This window comes from Baekduia soli (assembly GCF_007970665.1).
GTDB lineage: Bacteria > Actinomycetota > Thermoleophilia > Solirubrobacterales > Solirubrobacteraceae > Baekduia > Baekduia soli.
The window spans coordinates 4,985,406-5,000,474 of record NZ_CP042430.1 but is presented as its reverse complement, the minus strand read 5'-3'; the positions used below and the strand labels follow the sequence as shown (position 1 = coordinate 5,000,474).

The window sequence follows — 15,069 nt, the reverse complement described above, 5'->3', positions numbered from 1 at the left end:
TCGGCATGGAACACCGCACCTTGGGGCGCACCGGCGTCTCGGTCAGCAAGCTGTGCCTCGGCACGATGATGTTCGGCGCCTGGGGCAACCCCGACCATGCCGACTCGGTCCGGATCATCCACCGCGCCCTGGACGCCGGCATCACCTTCCTGGACACCGCCGACGTCTACTCGGCGGGTGAGTCGGAGGAGATCGTCGCCAAGGCGCTGGCCGGCGGGCGGCGCGACGACGTCGTGCTGGCCACGAAGGTCCACATGCCGATGGGCGACGACCCCAACCGGCGCGGCAACTCGCGCCGCTGGATCATGCGGGCCGTCGAGGACTCCCTGCGCCGGCTGCGCACGGATTGGATCGACCTCTACCAGATCCACCGCCCCGATCCGGACACCGACATCGAGGAGACGCTCGGCGCCCTGTCCGACCTCGTCGCCCAGGGCAAGGTGCGCTCCATCGGCTCCTCGACGTTCCCCGCGTCGCAGATCGTCGAGGCCCAGTGGGCCGCGCGCGACCGGCGGCTGCAGCGGTTCGCCTGCGAGCAGCCGCCGTACTCGATCCTCGTCCGCGCCGTCGAGGCCGACGTGCTGCCGACGTGCGCACGCCACGGCATGGGCGTCATCCCGTGGGCCCCGCTGGCCAGCGGCTGGCTCTCGGGCCGCTGGCGCAAGGGCGCGGAGCAGATCGGCTCCAGCCGGGCGCAGCGGCTGCCCGCCCGATACGACCTCTCGCTGCCCGGCAACCAGGCCAAGCTCGACGCCGTCGAGTAGCTGGCCGTGCTGGCCCAGGAGGCCGGGCTGACGCTCATCGAGCTGGCCCTGGCGTTCGTGCTCAACCACCCCGCGGTCACCGCCCCGATCATCGGGCCGCGAACGATGGAGCACCTCGAGAGCCAGCTGCCCGCCGCCGAGGTCGTCCTCGACGCGGCGGTGCTGGACCGGATCGACGAGATCGTCGCGCCCGGCACGAACCTCAACGCCGGCGACGGCGGGTGGGCCAGCCCCGCCCTGGAGCCCGCGGCGCGCCGCCGCTGACGTCAACCCCCCGAACGAACGTATGGGTGGAGTCCCGACCCGGAACTAGACCATCGTCCACCGGCCTGCGAGGTAGCTTCTTCACCCATGGTCCCCGGGCGCACGCTGGTTCGAGCCATGACCATGCTGCTCGCCGCGCTGGGGCTCGCGCTGTGCCTGGCCTTCGGCGCCTCCGCGGCCGACGCCGCGGCCGATGTCGGAGTCAACGACGGCAGCTACGCGCCGCTGAGCGGGTCGCCCACCGGGACCAAGCCCGAGAGCAAGCTCTGGTACACGGGCGGGTCGTGGTGGGGCGTGCTCTACAGCGTGCCCAACAACCGCTACGACATCTTCAAGTTCAACGTGGCGGCGGGCACGTGGAGCGACACGGGCGTCGTGGTCGAGAACCGCGGCACCGGCGGGCGCAGCTACCGCACGGACACGCTCTGGGACGGCTCGCACCTCTACGTCGCCTCGCACTACTTCGACGACCAGGGCCACGGCGCCTCGCCGGCGACGGCGACCTCGGGGACCGGCGCGCAGCTCTACCGCTACAGCTTCTCCGGCGGCACGTACACGCGCGACCAGACCTCGGCGATCAACCCCTACAAGACCGAGACCCTCGTCATCGACAAGGACTCGACCGGGACGCTGTGGTCGACGTGGACCTACAACAACACGGTGTGGGTCGCCCACACCGTCGGCGGCGACCGGACCTGGAGCGCGCCCTACCAGGTGCCGGGCTCGGCCACGCTGGACTCCGACGACATCTCCTCGCTCGTGCGCTTCGGCGGCAACAGGATCGGCGTGATGTGGTCCAGCCAGGTCCCGCTGGGCGGCGGCAAGGAGCTCTTCTCCGTCCACACCGACGGCACGGGCGACAGCGCCGCGGCGTGGAAGACCGAGACGGTGCCCACCGGCGCGTCCCCCGACGACCACATCAACCTCAAGGCCGACGCCCAGGGTCGCGTGTACGCGGCGGTCAAGACGAGCGAGTCGTCGCCCAAGACGCGGCCGCTGGTCCTGCTCCTGACCCGCAGCACCGCCGGCACGTGGACCACGAGCACGTTCGGCACGGTGACGAACTCCGACACGCGCCCGATCGTCGAGCTCGACGAGCAGGCGCAGGTCGTGCACATGTTCGCCACCTGCCCGCAGCCGCCGTCGACGAGCGGTCAGTCCGGCGGCGACATCTGCGAGCGCCAGGCGCCCATGTCGACGGGCACGTTCGGGACGACGAAGACCGTCATCAGCCAGGCCGGCTCGCCCGACATGAACGACGTGACCTCGACGAAGCAGAACGTCAGCTCGTCGACCGGCCTGCTCATCGAGGCCAACGACAAGACCTCCAAGACCTATTGGCACGCGTTCGACCCGCTGGGCGGCGGCGTGCCGACCTCGCCGACCGCGGCGTTCACCGAGACCCCGGCGTCGGGCGTCGCGCCGCTGACGGTCCAGTTCACCAACACCTCGACGAACGCCACGAGCTACTCGTGGGACTTCGGCGACGGCTCGGCGGCCTCCACCGAGACGAGCCCGAGCCACACGTTCACCGCCGCCGGGACCTACACCGTCACGCTGACGGCGACGGGCTCGGGCGGCCAGACGTCGACGGCGACCCACCCGGTCAGCGCGACCACGGGCGGCGGTGGCGGCGGGACGACGACGCTGACGGCCGTGGCCGACACGAACCTCAAGTCGTACAGCCCCACGAAGGCCTACGGGACGGCGACGACCGTGCGGACGCGCCTCGACACCGCGACGCCACCGAACAGCTACCTCGGCCTCGTGAAGTTCGACCTCAGCGCGGTCACGGGCACCGTGCAGAGCGCCACCCTGCGGATCTGGGTCACCGACGCCTCCAAGAAGCCGGGCAACGTGTTCGCCACGGTCAACATGTGGGGTGAGACCTCGACGTGGAACACGCGGCCGGCGCAGGGCGCGCAGGTCGGCACGCTGAGCACGACCGCCCCGGCCGGCGCCTGGGAGTCGATCCCGGTCACCGGCGTCACCACGGGCGGCAACGTCAGCTTCTACCTCCCCGGTGGCGGCACCGACAGCCTGACCTTCTCCAGCCGCGAGACCGGGGCCAACGCGCCCCAGCTCGTGGTGACCACCGTCTGAGGTAGGTGAGGAGCTAGGCGCCGGCGGGCTGGGCGGCCCCGTGCAGGGCGCGCACCCGCCGGCGCCGCGCGACGCCCTGCGCGCGGTCCTCGGCCACCGCGCCGGCGGCCAGCGCCGCCCGCCGCAGGCCGGCGGTCAGGTCGTAGTGGTCGCGATCGGGGCGGCCCGGGCGGTGCTGGAACCAGCGCCGCTGCAGGCCCAGGCCGGCAGCGAAGGCGTGCAGCTCGCCCGGCGTGTCGGCCTGCAGGTGGCCGCCGCCCGACCAGCGGCCCCAGTCCCCGTGCGCGAAGGCGTGATCGACGTAGACCGCCACGGGCGCCGATGGTAGGACGCCGCGCGGCTCAGCCGCCCACGTCGAGGGCCACGAGCGCCGTGACCAGCGCGTCCTCGTCCTCGCCCTCGCGGCGCACCGCGGCGCGCAGGAACGCGACCCACTCGCGCCCGGGAGCGCATCGCGTCGGGCGAGGCCGCGGGCATCGCAGACCGGGCACGGCGGTGGAACCCGTCTCACCTGGGTCTTCGCCGTGACACGCGCGGGCGCCCGCGCACGGCCCGCGGGCTCGAACCCGAGTGCCCGAGCGCCCGGAACGGCGGTCCGCTTGGGACGGTTGCCGCGGTCTCGCATGGAATCCGGAGACTTGACACGTCTGGCAGGTTGTTCATTGGTGTCCGACCTGCGCGCATCAGTCATGAGCGGGGCGGCGGTGGCGCATGTCGATCCACGTACGGCGCTGGTCCGCGGCGTCGAACGCCTGCGCGATCTCCAGGACGACGCGGGCTGGTGGAAGGGCGCGCTGGACACGAACGTCACGATGGATGCCGAGGACCTGCTCATGCGGGCCTTCCTGGGCATCCTGGATCCCGGCCAGACGTCGGCGGCCGCGCGCTGGATCCGCGGCCAGCAGCGCGAGGACGGGACCTGGGCCAACTTCCACGGCGGGCCCGGGGACCTCTCGACGACCGCCGAGGCCTACGTCGCCCTGCGCCTGGCCGGCGACGGACCCGACGAGGAGCACATGCGCACGGCCGCCGCGTTCGTCCGCGCGGGCGGGGGCCTGGAGGCCACCCGCGTCTTCACGCGCATCTGGATGTCGCTGTTCGGCCTGTGGTCGTGGGACGACGTCCCCGCGCTCTCGCCCGAGGTGATGCTGCTCCCGTCCTGGATGCCGCTCAACCTCTACGACTTCGCCTGCTGGGCCCGCCAGACCATCGCGCCGCTGACGATCATCGGCGCCTACCGGCCCGTGCGCCCGCTGCCGTTCGGCATCGACGAGCTGCGCTCGGGCGACGGCGCGCCGCGCCCGCGCCGCTCGCTGCGCGACTGGCCCGGCCGGCTGGCATGGCTGGACGCCGCCCTGCACCGCTACGAGCGCCGCCCCCTGGGGCCGCTGCGGCGCCTCGCGCTGGACCGCGCCGAGCGCTGGATCGTCGAGCGCCAGGAGGCCGACGGGTCCTGGGGCGGCATCCAGCCGCCGTGGGTCTACTCGCTCATGGCCCTCAACGTCCGCGGCTACGCGATCGACCATCCCGTCATGGCCGCGGGCCTGGCCGGGCTGGACGCCTTCACGCTGCACGAGGACGGCGAGCGCCGGATCGAGGCCTGCCAGTCGCCGGTGTGGGACACCGCGCTGGCGGTCGTCGCCCTGGCCGACGCCGGGGTCGAGGCCGACGACGACGCGATGACGCGCGCGGCGGCCTGGCTGCGCGACGAGGCCGTCGCCGTGCCGGGTGACTGGTGCGTGCGGCGCCCGGAGCTGGCGCCGGGCGGCTGGGCGTTCGAGTTCGCCAACGACCATTACCCCGACGTCGACGACACCGCCGAGGTCGTGATGGCCCTGCGCCGCGCGGGCGTCGACGCCGGGCCCGAGATCCGCCGGGGCGTGGAGTGGACGATCGGCATGCAGTGCGCCGACGGCGGCTGGGCGGCGTTCGACGCCGACAACACGCGCCGGCTGTGCACCGAGCTGCCGTTCTGCGACTTCGGCGAGGTCATCGACCCGCCCTCGGCCGACGTCACCGCCCACGTCGTGGAGATGCTGGCCCTCGAGGGCCGCGACGAGGTCGCGATGCGCCGCGGCATCGTCTGGCTGCGCGACGCCCAGGAGGACGACGGCTCCTGGTTCGGGCGCTGGGGCATCAACCACGTCTACGGCACGGGCGCGGTGCTGCCCGCGCTGGCCGCGGCCGGCGTCTCGCCGCTCGACCCGGCGGTGCGCCGGGCCGTCGCCTGGCTGCGGGCGCACCAGAACGTCGACGGCGGCTGGGGCGAGGACCCGCGCTCCTACGAGGACCCCGCGTGGGTCGGACGCGGTGCCAGCACGGCGTCGCAGACGGCGTGGGCGCTGCTGGCGCTGCATGCCGCCGGCGAGGGCTCGGGTGAGGCGGCCGAGCGCGGCCTGCGGTGGCTGGCCGCGACCCAGCTCCCCGACGGCAGCTGGGACGAGCCCGAGTACACCGGGACCGGGTTCCCGGGCGACTTCTACATCAACTACGGCCTCTACCGGCAGGTCTTCCCCGTCATGGCCCTCGCTCGTTGCCTGCGCTAGCCGGGACCGGGATGGCGCCGGGCGCCCCGTCGGCCGCGGCGGTCATGGAGCGGGCGCGCCACGAGAACTTCCCCGTGGCCGGCCGGGTGCTGCCCCGGGCCCAGCGCGACCACCTGCTGGCCGTCTACGGCTACGCGCGCCTGGTCGACGACCTCGGCGACGAGGCCGCCGGCGACCGCGGCGCGCTGCTGGACTGGGTCGACGGCGAGCTCGACGCGATCTACGCAGGACGCGCCCCCGAGCACGAGCTCATGGTGCGCCTGGCGCGCACGGTCGCGGCCTGCGACATCCCCCGCGACCCGCTCCAGCGCCTCGTCGCGGCCAATCGCCAGGATCAGGTCGTGGCCCGCTACGCGGACTTCGACGCGCTCGTGGACTACTGCCGCCTGTCGGCCACGCCCGTCGGCGAGCTCGTCCTGCGGATCTTCGGGGTCGCGACGCCCGATCGCATCGCGCTCTCGGACGACATCTGCACGGCGCTGCAGGTCGTCGAGCACCTCCAGGACGTCGGCGAGGACCGCGCGGCCGGGCGCGTCTACCTGCCCCAGGACGACCTCGCGGCCTGCGGGTGCCCCGAGGGCGACCTCGACGCGCCGGTCGCGTCCCCCGCGCTGCGGCGCGTCGTCGCGCTGGAGGCCGGCCGCGCCCGCGCCCTGCTGGGCCGCGGCGCGCCGCTGGTCCGCCGGCTGCCCGTCCGCCCGGCGCTCGCGGTGGCCGCGTTCGTCGCCGGCGGCCACGCGGCGGCCGACGCCCTGGAGCGCGCCGGCTGGGACGTCCTGGGCACCCGCGCGCGCCCGACCCGCGGGGCGCTGGCGCTGCGCCTGGTCCGTACGCTGGGGCAGGTGGCGCGATGAGCGTGTCGGCCGCCGTCAGCGAGGCCTACCGGACCTGCGAGGAGACCACGCGCCGCGAGGCGGCGAACTTCTTCTACGGCATCCGGCTGCTGCCCGCCGACAAGCGCCGGGCGATGAGCGCCGCCTACGCGCTGGCACGGCGCATCGACGACATCGGCGACGGCGACCTGCCCGCCGAGGAGAAGCTCGCGGCGCTGCGCCACGCCCGCGACGGCGTCGCGCACCTGCGCAGCGGCGTGCTCAACGGCCACACCGACGCGATCCTCGTCGCGCTGGCCGACGCCCAGGAGCGCTTCGCGCTGCCCACGGAGGCCTTCGACGAGCTCATCGACGGCGTCGAGCTCGACGTGCGGGGCGCGACCTATGAGACGTTCGCCGACCTGCACCACTACTGCATCTGCGTGGCCGGCTCGATCGGGCGACTGTGCGTCGCCATCTTCGGGTCCTCGGACCCCGTGCGCGCCGCGGCGCTGGCCGACGACCTCGGCGTGGCCATGCAGCTCACGAACATCCTGCGCGACGTCCGCGAGGACCGCGCCAACGGCCGGGTCTACCTGCCCGCCGAGGACCTGCGCCGCTTCGACCTGCCCGACCCCGTCACGGGGCCGCCGGAACGGATCGCCGGGCTCGTGCGCTTCGAGGCCGGGCGCAACCGCGAGTGGTTCGCCCGCGGCATGCAGCTCGTCCCGCTGCTCACCGACGCGCGCAGCAAGGCCTGCCTGCTGGCGATGACCGGCATCTACCGCCGGATCCTCACCCGCATCGAGGCCGACCCGGTCGTCGTGACCCGCGAGCGCCTGTCGCTCTCGGCGTGGGAGAAGGCGCGCGTCGCCGCCGTCAGCCTGGCCCGGAGCACGACGTGAGCACCCCGCCGCACATCGCCGTCGTGGGTGGGGGGCTGGCCGGGATCACCGCGGCGCTGGACTGCGCGGCGACCGGCGCCGCCGTGACGCTCGCCGAGGTCCGCCCGCGCCTGGGCGGCGCCGCGTACTCCTACACCCGCGGCGACCTGCGCCTCGACAACGGCCAGCACGTGTTCCTGCGCTGCTGCAACGCCTACCGCGCGCTGCTCGGGCGGCTGGGGCGCGAGGACGACGTCGTGCTGCAGCCGCGGCTGGACCTGCCGATCCTGGCGCCGGGCCGGCGCCCGGTGCGCCTGCGCCGCTCCGGGCTGCCGGCGCCGCTGCAGCTGGCCGGGGCGCTGGCGCGCTACGGGCTGCTCTCCCGGGCCGACCGCCTCGGCGTGGTCCGCGCGATGCTCGCGCTGCGCGCCGTCGACACCGACGACCGGCGCGTCGACGCGCGCTCGTTCGGCGACTGGCTGCGGGAGCACCGCCAGTCGCCGGAGGCGATCGAGCGGGTGTGGCGCCTCATCGCCACCCCGACGCTGAACCTCGAGCCCGACGACGCGTCGCTGGCCCAGGCCGCCTACGTCTTCCAGCGGGCGCTGCTGCAGGACGCCGGCGCCGGCGACATCGGCTGGTCGCGCGTCCCCCTGTCGGACCTGCACGACGGGCCCGCTCGCCGGGCGCTGGCGGCCGCCGGGGTCGACGTGCGGCTGCGCGCCCGCGTGGACGGGGTCGCCCGCGCCGGGGAGGGCGGGTTCGCCCTGTCGGGGCTGGGCGCGCCGCTGCGGGCCGACGCCGTGGTCCTCGCCGTCCCGCCCGAGCGCGCCGGCCCGCTCCTCGTCGAGGGCGCGCTGCCCGACCCCGGCGCGCCCGCCCGCCTGGGCCGCTCGCCGATCGTCAACCTGCACCTCGTCTACGACCGGCGGGTCCTGGACGAGCCGATGGCCGTCGCCGTCGACGCGCCGGTCTCCTGGATGTTCGATCGCACGGACGGCTCGGGCCTGGAACGCGGCCAGCTCGTGTCGCTGTCGCTCTCGGCCGCCGACGACCTCGCGGACACGCCCGCCGAGCAGCTGCGCGACCGCGCCGTCGGCGCGCTGCGCGACCTGCTGCCCGCCGCGGCCGGCGCGCAGGTCCAGGCCTTCCACGTCACGCGCGAGCACGCGGCGACGTTCCGCGTCGCCCCCGGCGCCCGTGCGCTGCGCCCGCCGGCGCGCACGGCGGTCGACGGCTTCGTGCTGGCCGGCGGCTGGACCGACACGGGCTGGCCGGCGACGATGGAGAGCGCGGTGCTCAGCGGCCACGCCGCGGCGGCCGAGGCGATCGCGGCGACCCACCGGACCTCCCGCCCCGCGGCGGTGGCGGCATGAGCCAGGGCGCCCCCAACCCGCTGCTCATCCTGGCCCCGATGGGGATCGAGGCCGAGGCGGCCCGCCGCGGCGCCCCCTGGGCGCAGGTCAAGCGCTTCGGCGTGGGCCCCAAGCGCGCGCGCCTGGCCGCCGCGCTGGCCCACGAGGCCAACGACGGCCCGGTGGTCATCGCCGGCGTCTGCGGGGCGCTGGACCCGAGGCTGCGCGCCGGCGACGTCATCCTGGCCAGCGAGCTGCGCGGGCCCACGGGGACCGTGCCCTGCACCGACCCCGCCATCCTGGCCGGGGTGCTGCGGCGCGCCGGGCTGACCGTCCACGTCGGGCCCATCGCCTCCAGCCAGCGGCTCGTCATGCGCGACCGCCGGCGCGCGCTGCACCGCAGCGGCGCGCTGGCCGTCGACATGGAGTCCTCATGGCTGGCGGCCGAGGCCGCCGGCACCGCGCTGGTCACGATGCGCGTGGTGCTCGACACCCCCGACCGCGAGCTGCACCGCCCCTGGTACGTCGCCCGCGACGCGATCCTGGCGCTGCGCACGCTGCGGCGCGCCTGCCGGCTGCTGTGGCAGTGGTCGGAGGCCCAGCTCGAGCGCGAGCTGGTCCTCGCCGCGCCCCGTGCGTCGTGCGCCGGGGTCTCGCGGGCCATCGACACCGTCGAGCGCCTGCTGCGCGAGCACGGCGCGCCGATCTACGTGCGCCGCCAGATCGTCCACAACGCCCACGTCGTCGCCGACCTCGAGGCCCGCGGCGCCATCTTCGTCGAGGAGCTCGACGAGGTCCCCGACGGGGCGACGGTCGTCTTCTCGGCCCACGGCGTGTCGCCCGCAGTGCGCGAGGAGGCCCGGGCGCGCGGGCTGGACGCGATCGACGCGACGTGCCCGCTGGTGGCCAAGGTCCACAGCGAGGCACGGCGCTACGCCCAGGCCGGGCTGGACATCGTCCTCGTCGGCCACGAGGAGCACGAGGAGGTCGAGGGCACGCTCGGCGAGGCCCCGGAGCACATCCAGGTCATCGCGTCGATCGACGAGGTCGACGCCCTGCAGGTCGCCGACCCGTCCAGGATCGCCTACCTGACCCAGACCACGCTGGCGGTCGACGAGACCGCCGATGTCGTCGACGCCCTGCGCGACCGCTTCCCCGAGCTCGTCGGTCCGCGCACCGACGACATCTGCTACGCCACCCAGAACCGCCAGGACGGCGTGCGGGCGCTCGCCGAGACCTGTGACCGCATCCTCGTGGTCGGGTCGTCGAACTCGTCGAACTCGCGCCGGCTGGTCGAGGTCGCCCAGCGGGCGGGCTGTCCTGCCATGCTGATCGACCATGCCGCCGACCTCCCGCCCGAATTCCTGGCCGGCGCCCGCCGCATCGGCATCACCGCCGGCGCGTCGGCCCCCGAGCGACTCGTGCAAGATCTGGTCTCCGCGCTGGAGGGCCTCGGCCGGGTGACGGTGTCCGAGCACGAGGTCACCGTCGAAGATGTCCGTTTCAAACCGCCGCGCCGCCGGCCAAGGGAGCATTGAAATCCCCGTCTCGTTCCGTCAGAGCGCCCGCATGGGCGCCTACATCGCCCGTCAGAAGCTGCTGCGCCGCGACAAGTACCCGCTGATCCTCGAGCTCGAGCCGCTCTTCCAGTGCAACCTGGCCTGCGAGGGCTGCGGCAAGATCCAGCATCCCGAGCACGAGCTGCGCCGCCGCATGCCCGTGCAGGACGCCATCGACGCCGTGGAGGAATGCGGCGCCCCGATGGTCTCCATCGCCGGGGGCGAGCCGCTCATCCATCCCGAGATCGACGAGATCGTGCGCCAGCTCGTCGCGCGCAAGAAGTTCGTCTACCTGTGCACGAACGCGCTGCTCATGGAGCGCAAGCTCGACAAGTTCACGCCCGGCCCCTATTTCAGCTGGGCCGTGCACATCGACGGGCTCGCCGAGCGTCACGACGCCTCCGTCGCCCGCGAGGGGACGTTCGACAAGGCCGTCTCGGCGATCCGCGCCGCCAAGGCCGCGGGCTTCCGGGTCACGACGAACACGACGTTCTTCACGCACGACTCGCCCGAGACGATCCGGTCGGTCCTGGACTTCCTCAACGACGAGCTCGAGGTCGACGAGATGATGATCTCGCCGGCCTACGCCTACGAGAAGGCGCCCGACCAGGAGCACTTCCTCGGCGTGCGCCAGACGCGCGAGCTGTTCAAGGCCGCGTTCGCCGACGGCCGGCGCAAGCGCTGGCGGCTGAACCACAGCCCGCTGTTCCTGGACTTCCTGGAGGGCAAGGCCGACTTCGCCTGCACGCCCTGGGGCATCCCGAGCTACTCGCTGTTCGGCTGGCAGCGCCCGTGCTACCTCATGGGCGACGGCTACACGAAGACCTACAAGGAGCTCCTGGAGACCACCGACTGGGACGCCTACGGGCGCGGGAAGGACCCGCGCTGCGAGAACTGCATGGCCCACTGCGGCTACGAGCCGACCGCCGTCGTCGCGACGTCGCAGTCGCTCAAGCAGTCCCTGCGGGCGCTCGTCGGCGCCTGATCCGCGGCGCGCGCGACCGCCCCGGCGGTCGCGCCGCTGACCGGCACCGTCACAGATGTGGGGCCCCGCGCGTTGTACAGGCAGGCGTACATCGACGAAGGGAGTGCTGTGCCCAGGGTCCGTGGTGGCAGGTCCGTGCTGACGATCGCGGCCGGGGTCGCCGCCTGCGCGGTGGGGGCGCCCGGAGCGATGGCGCAGCAGGCGGCCACGCCCGCCGGCCCCACGATCACCGCCAACGGCACGGCGACGGTCAAGCCGGTGCCCGTCGACGCCCACGACGACGCGTCGATCGCCAAGTCCGTGAAGGTCGCCGCGGCCAAGGCCCTGCCGCTGGCCGTCGCCGACGCCCGGACGCATGCGGCCGCCCTGGCCGGGGCCGCCGGTCTGCAGCTCGGCGCGCTGGTCTCGATCTCCGACGCCGCCCAGCCCGGCTATCCGTTCTTCTACTCGCCCCAGAACGGGACGTTCGGCAACGGCCACTTCTGCGGACAGGTGCGCAAGACCAAGACGGTCGTGCGCAAGGACGGCACGCGCCGCCGGGTGGTCCTCAAGGGCACGCACAAGGTCTGCCGCGTGCCGTCGTCGGTCTCGGCGGGCGTGGCGCTGACCTACGCGGTCGCCACGTGACCGATCCGGGCCGTCGCGCGGCCGCGCACCGCAGCGCGCGGCGGCGGCTGATCGCCCTGCTGCTGGCCCGCGGGGACATCGGCGCCGAGCTGCTGCGGGAGAGCCGCACGGTGACCCTCGCCGGGCCCGGTGCGCCGGCCCGGCCCGACGCGCCCGACGGGAGTGCCGAGGACGATCCGCGCGCGGCGGTCCGGGCACCGGCCTCCGGCTAGGGTTCGGGAGGTCCGCGCAACCCGAGACAGGAGCTCCCGATGGCCAACGACCCCTTCCACCGCCTCCCCGAGGTGCCCTCCTTCGCCCTGACGAGCACCGACGTCACCGACGGCGAGCCGCTGCCCGGCGTGACGATGTCGGGCCTGTTCGGGGTTCCGGGCGGCGAGGACCGCTCGCCGCAGCTGTCCTGGAGCGGGGCGCCCGAGGGGACCAAGGGCTACGCCGTCACGATGTACGACCCCGACGCGCCGACCCAGTCGGGCTTCTGGCACTGGGCGGTGTACGACCTGCCCGCGTCGGTGACCGAGCTGGCGGCGGGCGCCGGTGACGAGGGCGGCCCGGGCCTGCCCGACGGGGCCGTGCAGCTGAAGAACGACGCGGGCGGCGCGCGCTTCCTCGGCGCGGCGCCGCCGGCCGGCCACGGCTCGCACCGCTACGTGTTCGCCGTGCACGCGCTCGACACCGAGTCGCTGGCCGGCGACGGCGTCACGCCGGACTCCACGCCCGCGTTCCTGGGGTTCGTCATCTCCGGGCACATCCTCGGCCGCGCCGTGCTGACGGCGACCGCCGAGATCACCGGCTGAGCCCGGCCCCGGCCCTCTTTCGCCCGCCCGCGTCCGGTCCGCGCACGGACCGGACGCGCGGGCGCCCTGCGCCCTCGCCGCGCAGAACGGCTTCGTCCAGGTCGGCACCCGGTGCGACGACGAGGACGGGCTCGAGCTCGTCCTCGAGGTCCCGGCGGGCGGCTGACCGCCGCCCGCGCGCCGTCAGTCCCGGATCCAGAGCACCTGGTAGGGCGCGAGGACGACGTGCTCGCCGTCCTCGCCCAGTGGTCGCCCGTCGGCGCGCGTGGCGTCGGCGGCCCGCAGCACCAGGCCGTGGGCGTCCGCCACGCCGTGATGGACGTGCTGCGGACGGGCGGTCAGGTTGGCCAGCAGGAGCAGCCGGTCGCCCGCGTGGCTGCGCAGGAGCCCGTAGACGTGGTCGTTGCCGGTCCGCACGGGCAGGCCGAGGCCCTGGGCGTGCGTGGCCCGGGTGGCGCGGCGGACCTCGATGAGCCGGCGCAGGCCGTGCCACAGCTCCGCCTCGGGGCTGTCGGGGGCGCGGCGGCGCGCGGCGGCCGCCCAGTCCATCGGCGGCCGGTGCATCCAGCGGTTGTCGTCGCGGTGGGCGGGCGGATCGGCCCAGTGCGGGTCGTTGCCCAGGCCCAGCTCGTCGCCCATGTAGATCAGCGGCAGCCCGCCGTGGCCGAAGGCCAGCGCGTAGAGCAGCAGGACGCGCCGCACGGCGAGCTCGGTGGCGGCGCGGTCCCCGGAGCGCACCGCGGCGTCCAGCCCGCAGAGGGAGGCGGCGGTGCCGCTCGTGCGCGCCTCGCCGGACGGCTCGGGCTGGAAGCGCGCGCCGCCGGCGAAGGACCCCGGGAAGTCGCCGGCGTAGAAGTCCGACAGGAAGCGGCGGTGCAGGTGGGCGTCCTCGCCCACGGCCGCGGCCGCCTCGTCGCCGATCGCCCAGCCGATGTCGTCGTGGCAGCGCACGTAGGTCACCCAGCCCGTGCCCGGCGGGACCGGCGGCATCCGGGCGACGACGTGGGCCAGCAGCGGCGCGCGGCCCGAGGCCAGCGAGCTCCACAGCAGGGCCATGAGCACGTTGTTGTAGGCCAGGTCGCACTCCTTGCCCTCGTGGCGGCCCGTGCCCAGGTAGGCCACGAGCTGCTCGGGGCCGACGATGGCCTCGGCCTTGAACGCGACGGCGGGCGCCGCGATCCGCACGACGGCGCGCAGCGCCTGCAGCAGGTCGTGGACCTCGGGCTGGTTCTGGCAGTCGGTGCCCAGCCGCTTCCACAGGAACGGCACGGCGTCCAGTCGCAGCACGTCGATGCCGGCGGCGGCGAGCCCGAGCAGCACCTCGGCCATCTCGCGCAGGACCTCCGGGTTGCGGTAGTCGAGGTCCCACTGGTACGGGTTGAACGTCGTCCACACCCAGCGGCGCAGCTCGGGCTCGTAGGTGAAGCTGCCCGGCGCGGTGTCGGGGAAGATGTCCGGCAGCGTCGCGGCGTACGCGTCGGGCTCGCCGCGGTCGGCGAACGTCCGGTAGTAGGCCAGCCGCCGCTCGTCGCCAGCCATCGCGGCCTGCGCCCAGGGGTGCTCGCGCGCCGTGTGGTTGACGACGACGTCGACGCACAGCGCCATGCCGTGCGCGCGCAGCTCGGCGGCCAGGGCGCGGAGGTCGTCCATGGAGCCCAGCTCGGGCTGCACGCGGGCGTAGTCGACCACGGCGTAGCCGCCGTCGTTGGGCTCGGGCCGCGTGGCCAGCAGCGGCATGAGGTGCAGGTAGGTGATGCCGAGCTCGCGCAGGTAGGGCAGGCGCTCGCGCACGCCGGCCAGCGTGCCGGCGAAGCGGTCGGTGTAGGCCACGTAGCCGACGGCCTGCTCGCGCAGCAGCCAGTCCGGGGTGATCTCGCGCTCGTGATCGAGGCGGCGGAGCTCGGGCGAGCGCTCGCGCGCCGTGCGCGCCATGGCCTCCAGCAGCTGCGCGAGCTGCCCGGACAGCCGCGCGTCGTCGCCGTAGAGCGCGACGAGCGGGTCGCGCAGCTCGGTGTAGAAGCGCTCCAGGCGCGTCAGGAACGCCGCGTCGCCGTCGAGGTGCCTGACCGCCTCGGTGAACTCGGCCCGGACCTCGGGGCGCATCGCGTGGACGTTCTGCACGTGCCGGGAGTTCTACCCAGCACGACGGCGCGACGCGAGGGTCCTGGCCGGGCGCGCCGGTCCCGACGCCGCCGGGGTCCCACGATCACGGTGCGAATGGTCTGGGTCCGGGCCGCCACCATTGCCCCATGGAATGCAGGACCCCGTTGGGCGGATGGTGATGGGCATCAGCAACCACCACCCAGGAGGCCCGGCATGTCCCTTCCCACCAAGCGCTCATGGACCACGACGGCGGCCGTCGCCGCCCTCTCG

Annotated in this window: 13 protein-coding genes and 1 pseudogene; 11 read left to right on the top strand and 3 right to left on the bottom strand. The window is 74.6% G+C overall.

What is annotated here, in order from left to right; translation table 11 throughout:
- The first annotated feature begins 5 nt into the window (after window positions 1-5).
- Both FSW04_RS24330 and FSW04_RS24325 read left to right on the top strand, forming a co-directional pair.
- A pseudogene (locus FSW04_RS24330) lies at window positions 6-1,028 on the top strand (aldo/keto reductase).
- 117 nt (window positions 1,029-1,145) lie between these two features.
- A complete protein-coding gene (locus tag FSW04_RS24325) occupies window positions 1,146-3,131 on the top strand; it encodes a CBM96 family carbohydrate-binding protein (protein ID WP_187369070.1) in 1,986 nt (661 codons plus the stop codon).
- Between the two features lie 13 nt (window positions 3,132-3,144).
- On the opposite strand, the gene FSW04_RS27625 is transcribed toward FSW04_RS24325, so the two are convergent.
- Together FSW04_RS27625 and FSW04_RS27620 are read right to left on the bottom strand one after the other, a co-directional pair.
- Complete coding sequence (locus FSW04_RS27625) at window positions 3,145-3,444, bottom strand: DUF4031 domain-containing protein (protein WP_228430720.1); 300 nt, start codon at window positions 3,442-3,444, stop codon at window positions 3,145-3,147.
- Between the two features lie 28 nt (window positions 3,445-3,472).
- Window positions 3,473-3,622 carry a hypothetical protein gene (locus tag FSW04_RS27620; protein WP_228430718.1) on the bottom strand — a complete coding sequence of 50 codons (150 nt, stop codon included), beginning with the start codon at window positions 3,620-3,622 and terminating at the stop codon, window positions 3,473-3,475.
- Window positions 3,623-3,820: 198 nt separating this feature from the next.
- On the opposite strand from FSW04_RS27620, the gene shc reads away from it, so the two are divergent.
- From shc to FSW04_RS24275, 9 genes are all read left to right on the top strand, one after another.
- Entirely contained in the window at window positions 3,821-5,677 is a 1,857-nt protein-coding gene (shc, locus tag FSW04_RS24315) for a squalene--hopene cyclase (RefSeq protein ID WP_146922992.1), read from the top strand.
- An 11-nt stretch (window positions 5,678-5,688) separates the two neighbouring features.
- Window positions 5,689-6,531 carry a squalene synthase HpnC gene (gene hpnC, locus FSW04_RS24310; RefSeq protein WP_146922990.1) on the top strand — a complete coding sequence of 281 codons (843 nt, stop codon included), beginning with the start codon at window positions 5,689-5,691 and terminating at the stop codon, window positions 6,529-6,531.
- Complete coding sequence (locus FSW04_RS24305) at window positions 6,528-7,394, top strand: phytoene/squalene synthase family protein (protein WP_146922988.1); 867 nt, start codon at window positions 6,528-6,530, stop codon at window positions 7,392-7,394. The genes hpnC and FSW04_RS24305 overlap by 4 nt, the downstream gene beginning before the upstream one ends.
- The gene (hpnE, locus tag FSW04_RS24300) at window positions 7,391-8,749 is read left to right on the top strand and encodes a hydroxysqualene dehydroxylase HpnE (protein ID WP_321167675.1); all 1,359 of its coding nucleotides are present in this window, start codon (window positions 7,391-7,393) and stop codon (window positions 8,747-8,749) included. The genes FSW04_RS24305 and hpnE overlap by 4 nt, the downstream gene beginning before the upstream one ends.
- A complete protein-coding gene (ispH, locus tag FSW04_RS24295) occupies window positions 8,746-10,266 on the top strand; it encodes a 4-hydroxy-3-methylbut-2-enyl diphosphate reductase (protein WP_146922984.1) in 1,521 nt (506 codons plus the stop codon). Before hpnE ends, ispH begins: the two co-directional genes overlap by 4 nt.
- 31 nt (window positions 10,267-10,297) lie before the next feature.
- Complete coding sequence (gene hpnH / locus FSW04_RS24290; RefSeq protein ID WP_321167674.1) at window positions 10,298-11,272, top strand: adenosyl-hopene transferase HpnH; 975 nt, start codon at window positions 10,298-10,300, stop codon at window positions 11,270-11,272.
- A 135-nt stretch (window positions 11,273-11,407) separates the two neighbouring features.
- Window positions 11,408-11,899 carry an SIMPL domain-containing protein gene (locus tag FSW04_RS24285; RefSeq protein WP_146922982.1) on the top strand — a complete coding sequence of 164 codons (492 nt, stop codon included), beginning with the start codon at window positions 11,408-11,410 and terminating at the stop codon, window positions 11,897-11,899.
- Complete coding sequence (locus tag FSW04_RS24280; RefSeq protein WP_146922980.1) at window positions 11,896-12,111, top strand: hypothetical protein; 216 nt, start codon at window positions 11,896-11,898, stop codon at window positions 12,109-12,111. The genes FSW04_RS24285 and FSW04_RS24280 overlap by 4 nt, the downstream gene beginning before the upstream one ends.
- A gap of 39 nt (window positions 12,112-12,150) precedes the next feature.
- A complete protein-coding gene (locus FSW04_RS24275; protein WP_146922978.1) occupies window positions 12,151-12,696 on the top strand; it encodes a YbhB/YbcL family Raf kinase inhibitor-like protein in 546 nt (181 codons plus the stop codon).
- 183 nt (window positions 12,697-12,879) lie between these two features.
- On the opposite strand, the gene FSW04_RS24270 is transcribed toward FSW04_RS24275, so the two are convergent.
- A complete protein-coding gene (locus FSW04_RS24270) occupies window positions 12,880-14,817 on the bottom strand; it encodes an amylosucrase (protein ID WP_228430715.1) in 1,938 nt (645 codons plus the stop codon).
- Window positions 14,818-15,069 lie beyond the last annotated feature (252 nt).

Excerpts from the sequence above, each read along its gene's own strand:
- FSW04_RS24325 (WP_187369070.1), top strand. The coding sequence starts at position 1,146 with ATGACCATGCTGCTCGCCGCGCTGGGGCTCGCGCTGTGCCTGGCCTTC.
- shc (WP_146922992.1), top strand. The coding sequence starts at position 3,821 with ATGAGCGGGGCGGCGGTGGCGCATGTCGATCCACGTACGGCGCTGGTC.
- hpnC (WP_146922990.1), top strand. The coding sequence starts at position 5,689 with ATGGCGCCGGGCGCCCCGTCGGCCGCGGCGGTCATGGAGCGGGCGCGC.
- FSW04_RS24305 (WP_146922988.1), top strand. The coding sequence starts at position 6,528 with ATGAGCGTGTCGGCCGCCGTCAGCGAGGCCTACCGGACCTGCGAGGAG.
- ispH (WP_146922984.1), top strand. The coding sequence starts at position 8,746 with ATGAGCCAGGGCGCCCCCAACCCGCTGCTCATCCTGGCCCCGATGGGG.
- hpnH (WP_321167674.1), top strand. The coding sequence starts at position 10,298 with ATGGGCGCCTACATCGCCCGTCAGAAGCTGCTGCGCCGCGACAAGTAC.
- FSW04_RS24275 (WP_146922978.1), top strand. The coding sequence starts at position 12,151 with ATGGCCAACGACCCCTTCCACCGCCTCCCCGAGGTGCCCTCCTTCGCC.